The sequence below is a fragment of the Patescibacteria group bacterium genome (assembly GCA_034659915.1).
In the GTDB taxonomy this organism is placed as follows: Bacteria; Patescibacteriota; WWE3; order JAUXAW01; family JAYEID01; genus JAYEID01.
Genome location: JAYEID010000024.1, coordinates 1 through 16213, shown reverse-complemented (window position 1 = coordinate 16213; position 16213 = coordinate 1). Strand labels below are relative to the sequence as shown.

The following is a 16213-nucleotide window of genomic DNA, read 5'->3' as shown; positions in this document are numbered from 1 at the left end:
GCGTAAATTTGGGTACGCGTTCCTGAACGCATTTCCATTCGCGTAGATTTGCATTTCACCAGAATAATATTCTTCTACCTGCCGGAAGAAACCTTTTATGGATCTAATAAAATAGCAACAAAATTTGGATATTCTTTTCATTGAATTTCCGTACGCAATAGAGGCGCCCCCACGGGCGCCTAAATTTATGCCTAAAAAGGCCTAAACTTATATCTGCGGAAATCCGCTATCGGATTCGCGATAATCCTATCTTCGCACTTTAACAAATAACGCGTTCATAACCTTTAACTGCGTTCATAAATATACATAATACTCAAACTACAGAAAGGAGGTAGCACAAAAGGGATAAGAAAGAAAGGCGTAAAAGCACCCAAAGTCGAACCCAACCTGGGAGTATAAGGCTCCCCAAAACCTCAAAGGAGGAAAGACTCATGTCCGGCCGCAAGAAGAAACTGACAGCCGTGCTACTCACACTCGTAGTTCTGGTCGGTATGCTCACAGCATGTGCCCCGCCAGAGCCAAAGGTCGTAGAAGTAACCCGCATTGTCGAGAAGGAAATCGAGGTCGAAAAGATCGTTGAAGCAACACCCTCGCCAAGGAAGCCTAGGCTGGCCAGCATGTCAGCATTTGGTGCCGAATTGGAAGCGGTGCTGAAGTTCACCGATGTGCAAGAGACTAAGGTGATTAAAGGCCAAACCTACCACTTGGGTACAGTTCACGGTCAAGACGTAGTGATTGTGGAGTCGGGCGTTTCAATGGTAAACGCCGCAATGGAAACCCAAGTACTGTTCGACTATTTCAACGTTTCACACTTGATCTTCTCAGGCATATCCGGCGGCGTCAATCCTGATCCCCGGTACGGGATCGGTACGGTGCTCGTGCCCGCTTAGTGGGCACAATACAGGGAATCCCGCCTTGCACGCGAGATCGACGGCGAATTCCCGTACGAGGATCCGCTGTTCCCCAACTATGGCATGATGTACCCAGAAACGGTCAGAAGCGTACAGGCAGGCGGCGAGCCGGATGCTTCGAAAGAAATATTCTGGTTCGAAGCAGACCCCGAAATGCTGGCTGTCGCCGAGAAGGTTGCGGACGCAGTTGATCTCAAAGAATGCACAGAAGAAGCTTGCATAGATCACGAGCTAATGGTCAAGGTCGGAGGCAATGGCGTCTCCGGACAAGCCTTTGTCGACAACGCCGACTACAGAAAGTACGTCTGGGACACGTTCCAAGCGGACTGCCTAGATATGGAAACGGCCGCAGTTGCCCACGTTGCATATCGCAACAATGTGCCGTTTCTAGCTTTCCGCTCCAACTCGGATCTAGCAGGCGGGGGACCCGGCGAAAACTTGATTGGGGTTTTCTTCCAGTTGGCAGCAGATAACAGTGCCAAGGTACTTGATGTCTTCGTAAAGGCCTGGGCAACGGGAGAGGTACCTCAAGAAGCTGAAGAAGGCAAGGAGCCCTTCCGCGTTGCCTACGTCCATGTCGGTCCCGTCGGAGACCTGGGCTGGACATACGCACACGACCAAGGCCGCCTCAAGCTGGAGGAAGAACTGCCCTATGTAGAAACCGCTTACAGCGAGCTGGTTACGGAAGGGCCCGACGCCACTCGTATCATCGAACAATACGCCAACCAGGGTTACGATATGGTCTTCGCTACCTCTTTCGGCTACATGGACTCGGTCATGGAAGTAGCCGAAGAATACCCAGATGTTCTCTTCGAGCACTGCACAGGTTATAAAACGGCTGAGAACGTAAGCATTTACGACGGCCGTGGCTACGAAGGCTGGTACCTGGCGGGGATCACCGCGGGGCACATGACTGAATCGAATGTGCTCGGCTACGTCGCCCCGTACCCAATTCCCGAGGTAGTGCGTAACCTGAATGCTCTCACCCTCGGCGCGCAGTCCGTGAACCCAGAAGTGGAAGTCCATCCAGTTTGGATCATGGACTGGTTCAACCCACCCGCCGAGCGCGAGGCAGCACAGGCACTGCTCGACACTGGGGCCGATGTCATCGCCCGCGAGTCTGACTCCACCGAGCCGGACAAGCTGGCTCAGGAAGCAGGGGTCTACGCCATTGGCTACAACGCCATCTCACAAGATGTGGCACCGGACGCAGTCCTCACCGCACCGATCTGGGATTGGGGCGTCTACTATGTAGACACTGTAGAAAAGGCCTACAACGGTGAGTGGGAAACACATGCCTATTGGGGCCACATGTCCGACAGGATCATGGAACTAGCACCTTTCGGCGACATGGTACCGCAAGAGGTCCGGAACGATGTGAACGCTGCCAAGGAGGTGATCCTAAGCGGCGAACTGCACCCCTTCACCGGCCCGATCAAGGACAACTCCGGTGCATTACGGGTCACAGATGGAGAGACCATGTCCGACGAGGAATTGCTTTCCTTCGACTGGCTCGTGGAAGGCGTCGTCGGTCAGATCCCAGAATAGCAGAAACTGGGAAACTACAACAGGGATAGCTTGGCAAGCGCCAGCTATCCCTTATTCTTTAATTCAAATTGGAAAACTAGCCAGGAAGGAGATCTGAATAATGTTGGGCGATGTGAACAGCCTCATTCGAGAACAAGTGGAAGAAATCCAAACCAGAGTAGGGAAAGGGAAAGCAATTTGTGCCTGTTCTGGTGGCGTAGATAGCACAACCTGTGCAGCATTAGCAAACAAAGCAATTGGAGACCAACTCACCGTTATCTTCATTGACACCGGCTTTATGAGGGAAAGAGAACCGGAACAAGTTGTGGCAATGCTTAAGGAACTCGGACTGAAAGTAGAACTGGTCCAAGTCGCGGACAGGTTCTTTGATGCCTTGACCGGAGTAACTGAACCCACTCAGCAGCGACTAATTTTCCGCACTGTATTCTACCAAGTTTTTGGAGAGGCATTGAAAAAGGTTAACGCATCCTATCTTGTCCAGGGAACCATCAAAGCAGATACCCAAGAAGCAGAAAAGGGACAAGAACAGCACAACGTAGGAATAGACTTCGAAAAGGATTTTAGCCTGAAAGTTCTTGAGCCGGTTGCAGCGCTCTACAAAGATGAGGTGCGCATAGTTGGGCGCGCACTAGGCTTGCCGCCAGAATTCACAGAGCGGATGCCTTTTCCAGGACCAGGGTTGCTACTCCGAGTAGCAAGAGGCCAAGAAATCACACCAGAAAAGGTAACCCTAGTAAGGCAAGCCACTGTCATTGTAGAAAAGCTCATCAAAGAAATACAAACAAGTCCCGAACAGCCCTTTCAAGCCTTTCCCGTACTCTTACCAGGCAAGGCGCGCGGTGTTCTGGAAAACAACAAACGAGGCTTTGGACACATAATGGCAATCCGCGTTGTGGACAGCAAGGATGCTCTAACAACTCGCCCAACAATCCTTCCCTTTGGATTACTGCTGCGAATAGCAGGCAAAATCACTACAGAAGTCAAAGGCGTAACGCGCGTGCTCTACGAAATAACACCCAAACCCCCAGCAACTATTGAATACAACTAAGGAGAATTAGAATGGAAGCACTTAAAAAAAGGATTAGAGAAGAGGCAAAAAACCAAGGATCAGGGATCCTCAACGTAGCAGGGTTTGTCAACCATAGGATTGATGCACCACTGATATTCGAATGCGCCTGTCGGTTTGCCAGCATATTTCGCAGTGCAAACTCAGGACCTACCGTTGTCCTCACTGCAGAAACCTCTGGTATTGGACCTGGTCTGCTCACAGCAAGCCTCCTAAGCGTGGACTTGCTTTTTGCCCGTAAAAAGATCCCCATCACCATGACCGGGCAAATCTATAAAACAAGCGCCCCCTTACATACCAAAGAAAGCGAGGTAATGCTTGCCGTTTCCGGAGACCAATTGGGGACAGCTGACCGTGTCCTAATCATTGACGACTTCCTAGCTACAGGAAAAACAATTGCCGCCTTGGTTCGCATTGTCAAACAGGCTGAAGCAGAACTGCTTGGCATTGGAGCTTTGATTGAGAAAAGCTTCGAGGGCGGGCGGAAGCTCCTACGTACCAAAGTTAGTACCAATACACCCATTGTTTCTCTAGCTACTATAGAAAGAATAGACCCTCAACCAGGAAGAGAAATTGTAATTGCAAACTAGCCTAAGTTACAACCAACAAAAGGAGATAGTCCTGTCAACAGAAGGGATTATCTCCTACACCTCACCTGCACAGCTAGAATAGGAATAGGAATAAGAAGAAGGAGAACAAAAATGAAAACAGTGGGAATCGTTGGCGCAGGTCCAGCCGGGCTTTTCGCTGCACAAGAACTAGCTCAAAATACAAACCTACGCATTGTTGTCTTTGACCAAGGCAAAGAGGTAACTGCAAGATCAAGAGACGATCCTTTTGATCTTCTTCACGGCATTGGTGGCTCTGGCACATTTTCTGATGGGAAGTTAAACTTCCATCCCCAAATTGGAGGCGACCTCTTCAAATTTATGTCTTACGAGGACGCTTGGAAGTTGGTAAACCACATCGAAACTGTTTTCCAGACATACGGAGTAGAAGTAATTTCCACTGAGAAGGAAAAGGTCCGTACCTTGGAAAGAAGAGCTGCAGAGGCAGGATTCAAATTCTTGCCTATAAGGCAAGCTCACATTGGTTCCGATCATCTGGTAGAGCTTGTAAGCACCTTCGCCCGCAACCTCCGGAAAAGCGGAGTAGAATTCCAGTTAAAAACTAAGGTAACCGATATTAGTACTCAAAGGAATACAGTAGCTGGAATTTTGACCAAAGAGGGCTTTACCAAAGCCGATTTTGTCCTCCTTGCTCCTGGCAGGACAGGTTGCAGCTGGACGTGCCACCTCGCAGAAAAACACAACCTTACCATTCACCATAACCCAGTAGACATTGGGGTCAGGGTCGAGGTACCAAGCATTATTATGGAACCCATCACCAACATTTGTTACGACCCTAAATTCTACATTAGGACACCAACCTACGACGATCGCGCAAGAACATTTTGCGTCTCGCCAAACGGGCTGGTGGTTAGCGAAACCTACGATGGAGGCTATGTCTGTGTAAATGGCCACGCACTGCGAGACAGCAACTCACCAAACACCAACTTTGCTTTGTTAGTAAGCATAAACCTAACACAGCCAGTAGAAAGTACCTCAGATTACGGAGAATCCATCGCACGCTTGGCTACTACTATTGGAGGGGGGAAGCCGCTTTTACAAAGCCTAGGGGATTTACGAAGGAACAGACGCTCAACATGGCATCGGCTAGAAAAGAGCCGGAGCGATCTTGTTCCCACGCTAACAGATGTCACACCAGGTGATATAAGCATGGCACTACCACATCGCGTTGTCACCGACATCAAAGAGGCTTTGAGCATGCTTTCCAACGTAATTCCGGGACTAAACACCAACAGAACTCTTCTTTACGCGCCAAAACTCAAGCGCTACGCAGCAAGGATTGAAACCAATACTCAATTGGAAACTAAGATTGAAAATCTCTTTGTTGCTGGCGACGGGGCAGGAAATTCGCGTGGGATTGTTGGTGCAGCAGCAATGGGGATCATTGCAGCTAGAGGAATAGGAAAAGAACTACAGTAAGCAACACAACAGGGATAGCGTTGGCACCAGCCAAGCTATCCCTTTCTCTTTTCTTTATGTTAATATATAACAGCTTACATCTAAACAAGGAGGTGAGTTTATGAGCCAAAAACTATATGTAGGAAATCTTGATTTTGAAACTACTGAAGAAGATCTCCAAGAACGCTTTGCGAAAGCAGGAACTGTAGTCAGTGCGGAAATAATAAAAGACAGAGACAGCGGCAAATCACGCGGATTTGGCTTTGTCGAAATGTCTAGCAAAGAAGAAGCAAAAAAAGCAATTGAGCTTTTTCACCAAAAAGAATTTCAGAGCAGAACACTAACAGTAGAAGAAGCTAAACCAAAAAAAGACTCGGAGAATGAAAATGGAAGTGATTCCGACAGCAACCTGGAAACACCAGATTTAGACGAAGAGGGCATACCTTATATGAGGTAAAATTGCAATTCCTAGGTAATGAAAGCAAAAAAACTATTTTTTTGGTCTTTACATATTTTCTTTCTAAGCGGTTTGTTCTACGCTTTTGGACACTTCTTAAAAACACCTCGCTCAAGTATGCTTGCGCGGAGGCTTTGGGCCTATGAAAGCTGGATTATTCTTTCTTTCTATGCCCTTTTTGTTTACCTAACTCTTAAAGAAGAAGAAATTCGCCTAAAAAAACCGGAAAGCCTTCTAGCATGGTTCAAAACTGTGCTCTCTGTTAATCTCCTTCTCCTCATTTTCCCCTGGGGAATATTCTTACTAGTTGCTCCGCAAGAACTTCTCCAGATGTTTGAACTAACTTCAAGGTATTGGCGAATTCTAGGACTAGGCTCGTTAATCGGTGCCTTGATATACTATGTTCCACACCAGTTCTATAAGAAAAAAATCTCCTACTATATCTTGGTTTTTGGCGCAATGGATAATTTTTTGGCGGGATTTATTTTATCTCTCCTTTTTGCACTCCACAAAGTACCATTAATTGCCTGGTCAGTAAGTCCCTTGCTCTTCTATTTCTCATACCTATTCTTCCGACAAGGAAAAGAATACAAGAAAAGTTTTAGTAATAGGATCAATCAACCTATAAGAGTAAATTAATTACTCTAAGAAGCTTACCCCTAGTTGAAGGGGGTCTCACAGTATCCTGCATTTGGAAATATAAACAGGTCAAAACCTTACCCATTGTCACCGTATTTACAAATTAGAACTTGTATGCTAAGCTACTAACCATTAACAGTTATACTTCTTTCGACCCCAAAGGCAATTTTTCCGAGGAGAACTGAAAGAAAATAAAAAATAAGGAGGTGATATTTGTGAACAAGAAACTTTATGTTGGTAACATTGACTATAATGTTACTGATGGTGATTTAAAAGAGCTTTTCTCTGAAGTCGGTACTGTAGAAAGTGCCCAAGTTATCAGTGATAGACAAAGCGGCCGTTCTCGCGGATTTGGTTTTGTTGAAATGAGCACAGAAGAAGAAGCAAAGGCAGCTATTGAGCAGCTTGATGGAACTGAACATGATGGTCGGAACATTAAAGTTAGCGAAGCACGCCCCAAGCGCGGATAATTTCTCACCACTAAAAATCAAACAATAGAAAAAGGTGCAATTACTTGTGCTATGATATGAGTATGTCCCGGGTTTATACCTTACACGACCTGCCTGCAAAAGAAAGACCACGGGAACGGCTCCAAGAATTGGGTGCCGAAAACCTTTCCACTCAAGAACTCCTGGCTCTAATTATTGAAAAGGGGAGGGAAGGTCAAAATGTTTTGCAAATTGCACAAAACTTGCTTTCTCGGTTTGGAAACCTTCAAAATATTAAAAAAGCTAGTCTAAAAGAGCTGCAAAAAGTCAATGGTATTGGCTTTGCTACTGCTTGTAAAATAAAAGCAGCTCTGAGGCTAGGGGAGAGGTCTACCAATTACTCTCGAAACATAGGCAAAAAAATTGAAAACCCCCGCGATATATTCAACGCGCTAAAAACAAAAATAGGAGATAAAAAGAAAGAACACTTCACCCTTGTCTGCTTAAACGCTAGAAATTACATTCTCTCAATTGAAACTATATCCATAGGAACTTTAGATTCATCATTAGCCCACCCCCGCGAAATATTTCTTCCCGCAATTAAAAATTCTGCTGCGTCTGTAATTATTGCCCATAACCATCCCTCGGGAGACCCCACCCCCAGCAAAAATGACAAAGATCTTACCCAAAGGCTATGTAAAGCAGGCAAAATCCTGGGGATAAAAATAGCAGATCATGTTATTGTAACTCAAGAAGATTTTCTAAGCTTTGTTGAGGAGGGTTTTCTTTAAACTTGAAAAAAATTTTCCAAGTTCTAAAATAGAACCACGCTTGAAAGGAGGTGTTAAAATTTGAAAAACATAACAAAAACACTACTTACAACAACTGCTATAACTCTATTATTTACAGCTCCTGCATTTGCCCAAATAAATGAACAACAAGAGACCGGTAATAGACCTATCCAAGATCCAGGGCAGGTAAAGGAAGAGGTTCAACAGCAAACCCAAAACGAAGGGGAAGATGTCCAAATCCAAATTCAAACCCAAGAAAGTGTTCAAGAAACTACAGGAACAGAATCTGCTACTACCCAAGACAATGGGCGGAGAAGCAGGCGCGCCCGGGAAATGATGAGTGAAGTGGCTAAAACTGCAGAAGCTTTGTTAGCACAAGGCAAACAGTTTGAAGGAGGAATTAGAGAAGAAATTAGTAAGGTAGCACAAAGGCAGAAAGAAGCAGCAACTAGAGCGCAAGAAGGATTAGAAGAGGCAGAAAAACGAACAGGTTGGAGAAAATTCTTGTTTGGACCTAATCAAGACGCAATAGAAAAACTAAGGATAATAAAGGAGCAAAACGAAGAAAGAGCTAAAAACCTCTATGAAATTCAAGGCGAGGTGGAAGATGCCAAAGCAAGAACAAATATTCAGAACATGATCCAAAACATTCAAGAGGCAAACGAAGCTTTAGAAGAAGAGGTACAAGACCTTTCTAGCGGATTTAGCTTATTTGGATGGGCAGTTCGCCTTTTCTCCCGCTTACGATAGTTTGGAAACTAAAAGAATAGGCGAGCGATAGGGCACAACGTTGCCAAACTACCGCTCGCAGTATAGTCGTGAGTCAACCTCTAAGTAACTTCGTTAACAACAAACAAAAGAGGCTCTTTAAGAGCCCTCGTATTGTTGTAATTAATCACAGAGGTTATTATGTTGTCTAAACGAGCATCTAAGCGCTGTCCGTTAGTCTCTTGAAAAATCACAATTGGCATGCCTAAAAAGTAAGCAAAGGCTATTTCTATCCCTGTCCATAAACACTCCTTCCCCGCATACACCAGCAAAACAGATGACTTTTCTAAGACCAAAAGCTGCCAAGAAGCTGTTTCTTCTCTCCTATCAATAACCCACGGAACCAGATGCGCTGCAAAAACTTCAAAACCCGCAGAAGCCAAAACTTTGAGAACCTCTTGAGCCAGCAACGATGAGTACACATCATCTTCTGAGGGGGTAGGCCAACACGAAAAATACACATCAAAATACGGCTTGCTATTCATCATAACCTCCTTTTCAGTATTCACTTTCCGTGACAATTACAAAATTGTACCAGGCTAGAGCAAATTCACCCAGAAGACTCGTCTAGGCTCTTTTAAACATACTATCAAGCCGAGAAAGGGACAGCTTTATCCATGTTGGTCTTCCGTGTGGGCACGTAGCTCCCCGTGAATCTAAGCTTTGCAAACGGTTCACTATGTTTTCTTTTTCCCGCAGACTAAGTCTATCTCCTTTCTTTACTGCAGAACGGCAAGCAAGCGTAGCCAAAGTGTCATAAACTTGCGGAGCCACAGTAGTCTCCCTATCCCCAAAATTCTGATCCTCACTCAAATCATCAAGAAATCCGTAGAGTATGGGCTTTATTTCCCGTTCCGCAAGCACAGCAGGCACGCTTACTAATTTTACCAAGCCTTCTTCATCGCTCAGTTCAAATTCAAAACCAAGTCTCTCTAAAATGTTCTCACTTTCAACTAAAATCCCAAAATCTTCTTTATCCAGTTCAAAAACCTGCGGTATAAGAAGCTTCTGACCAGCTCCTTTTTCCTTTTCACTTTTATACCGTGCCAAAAACTCCTCCAACAAGATTCTTTCCTCCGCTGCATGCTGGTCTATAAGAAGCACACCGTCCTCCTTAGCAACCACCAAATAAAGATTGGCAATTTGTAAAATAGGAAAAGAATCATCAACTTGTTCCTGGTCTCTAATCCTATCCAAAATATCCACGGGCTTAACTGTAGCTCTTGAAATAGGTCTCTCTTGAGAATCAAATGAAAAACCCCTATCCTTAGCTACGCCAGTCCTTTTCCGAGGGCTAGACAACTTCTGAACATTTTCCAACCGCACCGAAAAGTCAGAACCACCCTGCTCCAACCTCATGCTGAGCGCTGTCTTCACAGAATTTAAAACTAAATTATACACCCTACTTGAATTAATAAATTTAATCTCTTCCTTCCGCGGATGGATATTTACATCAACCAAATCTTCCCGAACATCCACAAACATAATATACGGAGGGTTAAGAGAAGAAGGGAGCAGATCACTATATGCTTTACGCAAAGCTCCTCCTACTGTCTTATTTCTTAGGTAACGCCCATTTACATATAAATATTGGTTTTTCCTTCTTTTTCTTGCTTTTCCCGGAAGAGAAACAAAACCATCCAAATTTGTATAATCTGATTCACCAGAAACAGGAACAAAGTCCTCTAAGCTGCCCAACACTTCCTCTATTCTTTCTTCCTGACCTTGCTCAGCTGGAAAGTGTAAAATATCTCGCCCATTGTGAGAAAGGGAAAATCCATTTTCGGAAAGAGCTACGGCTTGTGCAGTTAACCATTCCCGAATATGTTTAAACTCTGTCCTGCTAGTTTTCAAAAATTTTCTCCGGGCAGGAATATTGTAAAAAAGATTGGAGACTTTTACTGTAGTACCTTCTGGATGTGCACAGGAGGAAACCCTATCAATTTTACCCCCTGTAATAACAATCTGTGTACCTTCCACCGAACCACGCTCTTTAGTTTGTAAAACCACTTTAGAAACAGCAGCAATAGAAGAAAGAGCCTCCCCTCGAAACCCAAAAGTTTTTATTGAAGTCAAATCTTCCACCGAAGAGAGTTTACTTGTAGAGTGGCGCTCGAAAGCATGTTTTGCATCTTCCCGATCCATACCTACACCATCATCTCGAACTAAAATACTATCTTTTCCTCCCCCTTTAATTTCAACTTTTACAAAGTTAGCATCAGCATCCAGCGCATTTTCAACCAGTTCCTTTACCACCGAAGCTGGACGCTCTACAACCTCACCAGCAGCAATTTTATCTATTAAACTAGAAGGTAATTTTTTAATTTTCATAATAAATCAGCCGACAGCTAACCGCCAACCGCTTTCCGCTCTCCACCTTCCGCGATTCTGGCAGTCATTTAAAATTTAGCCTCTATTTCTTGTTTCCAGTCTCTTCAATCTCTCCTTTCTCTACCAAGACCTTTAGGGACTGCATCCGCAGACCCTAAAGGACTTTCAGGTCCAGTCTCTTCCTTCCCATTCGCATCAATTCGCTGTTATTAAATTCGCAAAAATTAGCCATCCCAATTCATTGTTTCCTTGTTTGGAACTTGGAATTTGAAATTTGGTACTTAATATTCCTTATTTCCTATTTCCTATTCCAACAAACTAATCTGCCGATCATCCTCATGTGCACCCCGGAGGGAAATTTTCTCCTGGTTTTTCTTAATTCTTTGCAAAACTTTTTCTGCTCTCTCCACCACAGGGGAGGGGAGACCAGCTAGTTTAGCAACTTTTACTCCGTAACTTTGCCAAGCACTACCTTTTACTACTTTATACAAGAAAATAATCTCATCTTTTTCTTTATCCACCGCCATTTCCAAGTTTTTTATTTCCGGAAACTTGTCTGCCAAAACTGTTAACTCATGATAGTGCGTAGCAAAAAGTGTAAAAGCAGATTTATCCTTATTCTTAACTAAATACTCAATCACTGCCCAAGCAATACTCATTCCATCAAAAGTACCGGTCCCACGGCCAATCTCATCAAAAATAACCAAACTTTTATCAGTACAATTATTAAGAATCTTTGCTGTCTCTACCATCTCAACCAAGAACGTACTTTGCCCCAAACTTAAATTGTCAGAAGCACCTACCCGAGTATAAATCTGGTCGCGAATAGGTATTTGCGCCTTTTTTGCCGGAACAAAACTACCTATTTGGGCAAGCAAGGTAATTAAAGCAGTTTGGCGAAGATACGTTGACTTACCAGCCATATTCGGACCAGTTATTAGCAAGACTTGCGCCCCTTCTTTTTCCAAACTCGTATCATTGGGAACAAAGGGGCGGTCACTTTGCATTTGTTCAATCACAGGATGGCGCCCATCCTTAATTTCCAAAGATCCCCCCACCACAACTTCTGGACGTGCGTAGCGATTCTTCTCTGCAACTTCAGCCAAACTAGCAAAAACATCAATCCTTGCTGAACAATTAGCAGCTTCCTGCGCCGCATCCACATGTTCCAAAATCTTGCCCAACAATTTTTCAAACAGCTCGCGCTCAAGCTTCTTAATTCTTTCCTCAGCTTGGAGAACAACTTCTTCCCGCTCTTTTAGCTCTGGAACAATAAACCGTTCGGAATTAGTCAACGTCTGTTTCCGAATATAAGTATCCGGAACCTTATCTAAATTCGCCTTACTAACCTCAATATAAAACCCAAAAACCTTGTTTTGATCTACCTTAAGAGATGATATGCCTGTCTGAGATTTTTCCCTTTTTTCAAATTTTTCCAACCACTCCCGACCACCCTCCAACACATCACGAAGCTCATCTAACTCCACATTTACACCATCACCAATATAGCCCCCATCTGCAAGGGTTGCCGGGGGCTCCTCCCTTACCCAAGATTCTAACAAGTCAATCAGGGGTTCCGTACCTTCCACCACACTTTCTGACAAAAGATACGCTAATGGCTCCAAATTCTGAGAAAGATAATTGGAAAGCCTTTTTACATTGAGAAAAGAGACTTTCAAACCCTCTAAATCCCGCGGGTTAGCCGTACCAACAGAAATACGAGAAAGAAGGCGTTCAATATCCAAAATTTGACTTAAAATTTCTTGCACCTCTCCTCTCTGTTTTGGATTACTTTTTAGTAAGCCAACCGCAGTCAATCTTTGCTTAATTTTCTCTACATCTTGTAAGGGCTTTAGTAACCACTTCCGCAGCTTACGCCCTCCAGCAGCTGTGTGAGTATAATCTAATACATCAATCAAAGTTGCTCCCCGTTGCCCCCGCAGGGTAGTAAAAAGCTCCAAATTGGCAATAGTAGTAGCTCCTAGCTGCATATAGTTACCAGTCCAAAAAGGTGTCAACTTCTTAATATGAGGCAAAGCACTGTGTTGAGTTTCCTTTAAATAACCCAAAAGAGCAGCTGCAGCTTTAAGTCCCACTTCATTTTCAACCTTATCTAACCCAAACCCTTCAAAGGTTACTACACCAAAATGGTTTCTGAGGTTCTTAGCATAACTTCTTGTTTGCTGTTCCCAATTATCATAGGGATAAATATTAGCTTCCGGCACAGCTCGAAGTGCGCGAAGAACTTGGGCATTATTATAATTTCTGTGAGAAGAAATAACTTCGGAAGGATGAATTCGCAATACCTCTGCTACCAAATCCTTTTCTAAATCAGTCGCTGTAATTTCGTGAATGTAAATTTCACCAGTACTAAGATCAGCATAAGCCAAACCCACCTCTTGCCCTGCAATCTCTATTCCCAAAATATAATTATTTTCCTTTTGAGAAAGATTTTTCTCATCCAAAACTGTTCCTGGAGTAACCACGCGAACAACTTCTCGATCCACCATTCCACTAGTCTCGGAAGCATCTTCTACCTGCTCACAAATAGCAACTTTGTACCCCTCTTTAATTAATTTCCCTAAATAAGTATCCAAGGCATGATAAGGAATACCACACATAGGTACACGTCCATCCCGCCCACGGTTACGGGTAGTTAAAGCAATACCCAGAATCTCTGCCGAAACTTTTGCATCCCCAAGAAAAAGTTCATAAAAATCACCAAGACGAAAAAGCAGAAGGCAACCCGGATATTTTTTCCGGATCTGTAACCACTGCTGCATCATCGGAGTCTTAAATTCCAACTGATCTAGATTATCAATGATCATACAAAACCCATTATAACACTCGGCAATAGCGTGTGGCTGATAATTAGTAATTAGTAACTAGCAACTAGTAAGCAGAAAGGCAGGATCCATATTTAAAGAATTCGGAACATAAAAGCATAGATCATAGAAACATAATTTAAAGACAAAGGAACAAAAGATAAAAAAATAGAAGATAAGAAATAGGAGATAATTGCTTATTGTTGATTGTTAATTGCCGATAGCGGACGGATATCGCATAACGGGTAACGTATAACTAATAACGAGTAACGTGTTACCAGTCTCCAATTACTGAATACTTGATACCTGGGTATTTGTACTAAATACCTTAAGCAGCAGGGCGGAGACGGTCACGAAAGTAAATAAGGAGAGCACCGAGGCCAACAAAAGTTGTAAGCATTGAAACAAAAAAGCCCAAAATAGGAATAGCACCCAAAATGTAATAAGCAGCTAAACCCAAAGCTAGTGAGAGATAAATATTATACTCCATACCTTCAAACAACTCTAAAATAGCACTGCCCAAAACAAGCCCCACAAAAATTTTCGCCAGGTAGACTCCCAATACCAAGGCTGCCGCAAGAACAAAAGCCAAAGGTATGCCCAAAATAGTAATAAATAGCAAGAAAAGTACAAGTGGAAAAATAATAAGAGCTAAAAGCCCCCAAAGTAAGCTTTTCCACGGACTTTCAATAATTTCCCCCGAAACCTCTTTTGCTGCACCCGAAAACACATAAACAAATATGCTACCCACCAACAAAGCGGAAAGAAAAGAAACAAACCGCAAAGCGCGAAGCCCAGAACGTACAACCCTTTGAAATCTCCTAAAACCTTCCGGACTAATAAATACCCCCTCAGAAATAAATTTCTTAATCTCTCCCGAAACTGTCGCTTCAGGCGCAATACGTATCTCACCATCAGCTTGATAATAAACATCACCACCCACCTTAGCGTTGTCCACCAGAGAAACAATACCTGCTGCCACATCAAGGTCCCTAATCACACTACCGCTAATGGTTACACTCCCTGCACCACCAGTAAGTCCGCGCCCCAAATCACTACCTATTTCTGCACTTCCCACTAGGAAATTAACACCACCACCCACACTAGTTTCTTCATCCATCCTTACTGTTCCACCCAAAACAGTGACACTATCGCCGATTTCCGCCCCCTCAACTTCAACTACACCACCTCCAACTCTTAGGTCATCACCCACAACTCCCGTAATTCTAACATTGCCACCAACAGCTAAAACATCTCCCAAAACCTCTCCCGAAACAGTAACTGCGCCGGCTGCTACATAAAGATCCCCCTCAACTGTTCCAGCTACAGTAATTTGGGGACCTGCTATATAAAAATCATCTTCAACTACTTCATCAGCAGAAATAGCTACCAATTGTTCAGAAGAAACCACCCGCGCCGAAACAGGCATGGGGAGGAAAAAAGCCAAAACAAAAGCTGCAAGTAAAATAAAATGTTTTTTCATAAGCTAAAAAGTCTATAAAGTCTCAAACTCCTGAAGAAAGCAATTATAAATTTGTTGGGCTTCAGAACTTGAAATATCATTAAAACTCAAAAGAAGGTACTCACCATCATGAATAAAATAGTAATTGCTTATAGCATATGCCTGCGGGCTATCCTCTGTAGTAACTTCAACTGCAGGAATATTATTTTTTCCAAACTCAATCTCACTGAGAGAGGCTGTTCCACCCCACGTATCTTCCAACACTGCCTTTAACTCAGCAATTGTCTCCGGTTCAGTTTCAAATTCCTGAGAGTTAATCCCAATACTTGGCCAGCCCTTTTCTGAAATATCACCCTGCAAAACAATCCTTTCATCCTTTAATGATCCAGGCATATCATTATTAAACATCCAATCGGGATTATAACTAAAGCGATAATTATATCTACTATTTGTATAGCTTATCCAATCCTCACAAACTTCCAGAGAGCCCTCCTGTTCAGCAGAAGGAATAGCTGCTGGTGACTCTGGTTCTACAGAGGGGGTTGACTCTTCCTCCAAAAAACCTTCCTGTTCTGGGAGCTCTTCTTCTCTTTGAACAGTTGTTGGTTCTTGGAGTCCAAAAAAGCTTTTTAGAGAAGAATCCTGATCCAAAAGATAAAAAATACCAAATCCAGAAAGAAAAGCAAAAGCAACACCAATAAAAAAGAGGACTAAACCTAGGAGAAGTGCTTTATTTTCCATAACTATACTTAATTATACAAGAAGAGGCAGGGTATTAGCAAGTTCTTATAATGACTAAAAAAGTAGGAGTACATTATATACTCAAATATAGGCTAGGTAGCTTACCCCATAGGTCATTAAAAAGGTCAGGCAGCACACTTTTTCATAAAACTCGCACTGCCAACCACAAAAGGGGCCATTGCCTCTTCAAGTTTCGATCTTTGTGCCCCAGATTCAAGA

13 protein-coding genes and 1 pseudogene are annotated in these 16213 nt (G+C 43.5%); 9 read left to right on the top strand and 5 right to left on the bottom strand.

Annotation, left to right across the window (positions count from 1 at the left end; genetic code table 11):
- Nucleotides 1–431: 431 nt before the first annotated feature.
- From U9M98_03835 to U9M98_03795, 9 genes and pseudogenes are all read left to right on the top strand, one after another.
- Nucleotides 432–2459: pseudogene (locus U9M98_03835) on the top strand (BMP family ABC transporter substrate-binding protein).
- Nucleotides 2460–2559: 100 nt separating this feature from the next.
- Nucleotides 2560–3507, top strand: a complete 948-nt coding sequence (locus U9M98_03830) for a 7-cyano-7-deazaguanine synthase (GenBank protein MEA2020811.1) — start codon at nucleotides 2560–2562, stop codon at nucleotides 3505–3507.
- An 11-nt stretch (nucleotides 3508–3518) separates the two neighbouring features.
- On the top strand, nucleotides 3519–4115 hold the full coding sequence (gene xpt / locus U9M98_03825) for a xanthine phosphoribosyltransferase (protein ID MEA2020810.1): 597 nt from the start codon (nucleotides 3519–3521) through the stop codon (nucleotides 4113–4115).
- Between the two features lie 111 nt (nucleotides 4116–4226).
- The gene (locus U9M98_03820) at nucleotides 4227–5573 is read left to right on the top strand and encodes an FAD-dependent oxidoreductase (GenBank protein ID MEA2020809.1); all 1347 of its coding nucleotides are present in this window, start codon (nucleotides 4227–4229) and stop codon (nucleotides 5571–5573) included.
- A 100-nt stretch (nucleotides 5574–5673) separates the two neighbouring features.
- Entirely contained in the window at nucleotides 5674–6009 is a 336-nt protein-coding gene (locus U9M98_03815) for an RNA-binding protein (GenBank protein MEA2020808.1), read from the top strand.
- A gap of 18 nt (nucleotides 6010–6027) precedes the next feature.
- Nucleotides 6028–6648 (top strand): hypothetical protein, encoded by a 621-nt coding sequence (locus U9M98_03810; GenBank protein MEA2020807.1) that lies wholly within the window; start codon nucleotides 6028–6030, stop codon nucleotides 6646–6648.
- Nucleotides 6649–6863: 215 nt separating this feature from the next.
- Nucleotides 6864–7118, top strand: coding sequence for an RNA-binding protein (locus tag U9M98_03805; protein MEA2020806.1), 255 nt, complete (start codon nucleotides 6864–6866; stop codon nucleotides 7116–7118).
- A gap of 56 nt (nucleotides 7119–7174) precedes the next feature.
- Entirely contained in the window at nucleotides 7175–7867 is a 693-nt protein-coding gene (radC, locus tag U9M98_03800; GenBank protein MEA2020805.1) for a DNA repair protein RadC, read from the top strand.
- Nucleotides 7868–7927: 60 nt separating this feature from the next.
- Nucleotides 7928–8617 (top strand): hypothetical protein, encoded by a 690-nt coding sequence (locus U9M98_03795; GenBank protein ID MEA2020804.1) that lies wholly within the window; start codon nucleotides 7928–7930, stop codon nucleotides 8615–8617.
- Between the two features lie 80 nt (nucleotides 8618–8697).
- On the opposite strand, the gene U9M98_03790 is transcribed toward U9M98_03795, so the two are convergent.
- The 5 genes from U9M98_03790 to U9M98_03770 all read right to left on the bottom strand — a co-directional run bounded on the left by U9M98_03790 (nucleotide 8698) and on the right by U9M98_03770 (nucleotide 15994).
- Nucleotides 8698–9144, bottom strand: a complete 447-nt coding sequence (locus U9M98_03790) for a hypothetical protein (protein MEA2020803.1) — start codon at nucleotides 9142–9144, stop codon at nucleotides 8698–8700.
- A 58-nt stretch (nucleotides 9145–9202) separates the two neighbouring features.
- On the bottom strand, nucleotides 9203–10966 hold the full coding sequence (mutL, locus tag U9M98_03785; GenBank protein MEA2020802.1) for a DNA mismatch repair endonuclease MutL: 1764 nt from the start codon (nucleotides 10964–10966) through the stop codon (nucleotides 9203–9205).
- A gap of 305 nt (nucleotides 10967–11271) precedes the next feature.
- Nucleotides 11272–13794 carry a DNA mismatch repair protein MutS gene (mutS, locus tag U9M98_03780; protein MEA2020801.1) on the bottom strand — a complete coding sequence of 841 codons (2523 nt, stop codon included), beginning with the start codon at nucleotides 13792–13794 and terminating at the stop codon, nucleotides 11272–11274.
- A gap of 325 nt (nucleotides 13795–14119) precedes the next feature.
- Nucleotides 14120–15274 carry a hypothetical protein gene (locus tag U9M98_03775; protein ID MEA2020800.1) on the bottom strand — a complete coding sequence of 385 codons (1155 nt, stop codon included), beginning with the start codon at nucleotides 15272–15274 and terminating at the stop codon, nucleotides 14120–14122.
- Between the two features lie 12 nt (nucleotides 15275–15286).
- Nucleotides 15287–15994: a hypothetical protein gene (locus tag U9M98_03770; GenBank protein MEA2020799.1), complete on the bottom strand. Its 708-nt coding sequence runs from the start codon at nucleotides 15992–15994 to the stop codon at nucleotides 15287–15289.
- Between the last annotated feature and the right edge of the window lie 219 nt (nucleotides 15995–16213).

Bases quoted from the DNA above. Each gene is read 5' to 3' on its own strand.
- U9M98_03830 (MEA2020811.1), top strand. From the start codon at position 2,560: ATGTTGGGCGATGTGAACAGCCTCATTCGAGAACAAGTGGAAGAAATC.
- xpt (MEA2020810.1), top strand. From the start codon at position 3,519: ATGGAAGCACTTAAAAAAAGGATTAGAGAAGAGGCAAAAAACCAAGGA.
- U9M98_03820 (MEA2020809.1), top strand. From the start codon at position 4,227: ATGAAAACAGTGGGAATCGTTGGCGCAGGTCCAGCCGGGCTTTTCGCT.
- U9M98_03815 (MEA2020808.1), top strand. From the start codon at position 5,674: ATGAGCCAAAAACTATATGTAGGAAATCTTGATTTTGAAACTACTGAA.
- U9M98_03810 (MEA2020807.1), top strand. From the start codon at position 6,028: ATGAAAGCAAAAAAACTATTTTTTTGGTCTTTACATATTTTCTTTCTA.
- radC (MEA2020805.1), top strand. From the start codon at position 7,175: ATGAGTATGTCCCGGGTTTATACCTTACACGACCTGCCTGCAAAAGAA.
- mutL (MEA2020802.1), bottom strand. From the start codon at position 10,966: ATGAAAATTAAAAAATTACCTTCTAGTTTAATAGATAAAATTGCTGCT.
- mutS (MEA2020801.1), bottom strand. From the start codon at position 13,794: ATGATCATTGATAATCTAGATCAGTTGGAATTTAAGACTCCGATGATG.
- U9M98_03775 (MEA2020800.1), bottom strand. From the start codon at position 15,274: ATGAAAAAACATTTTATTTTACTTGCAGCTTTTGTTTTGGCTTTTTTC.
- U9M98_03770 (MEA2020799.1), bottom strand. From the start codon at position 15,994: ATGGAAAATAAAGCACTTCTCCTAGGTTTAGTCCTCTTTTTTATTGGT.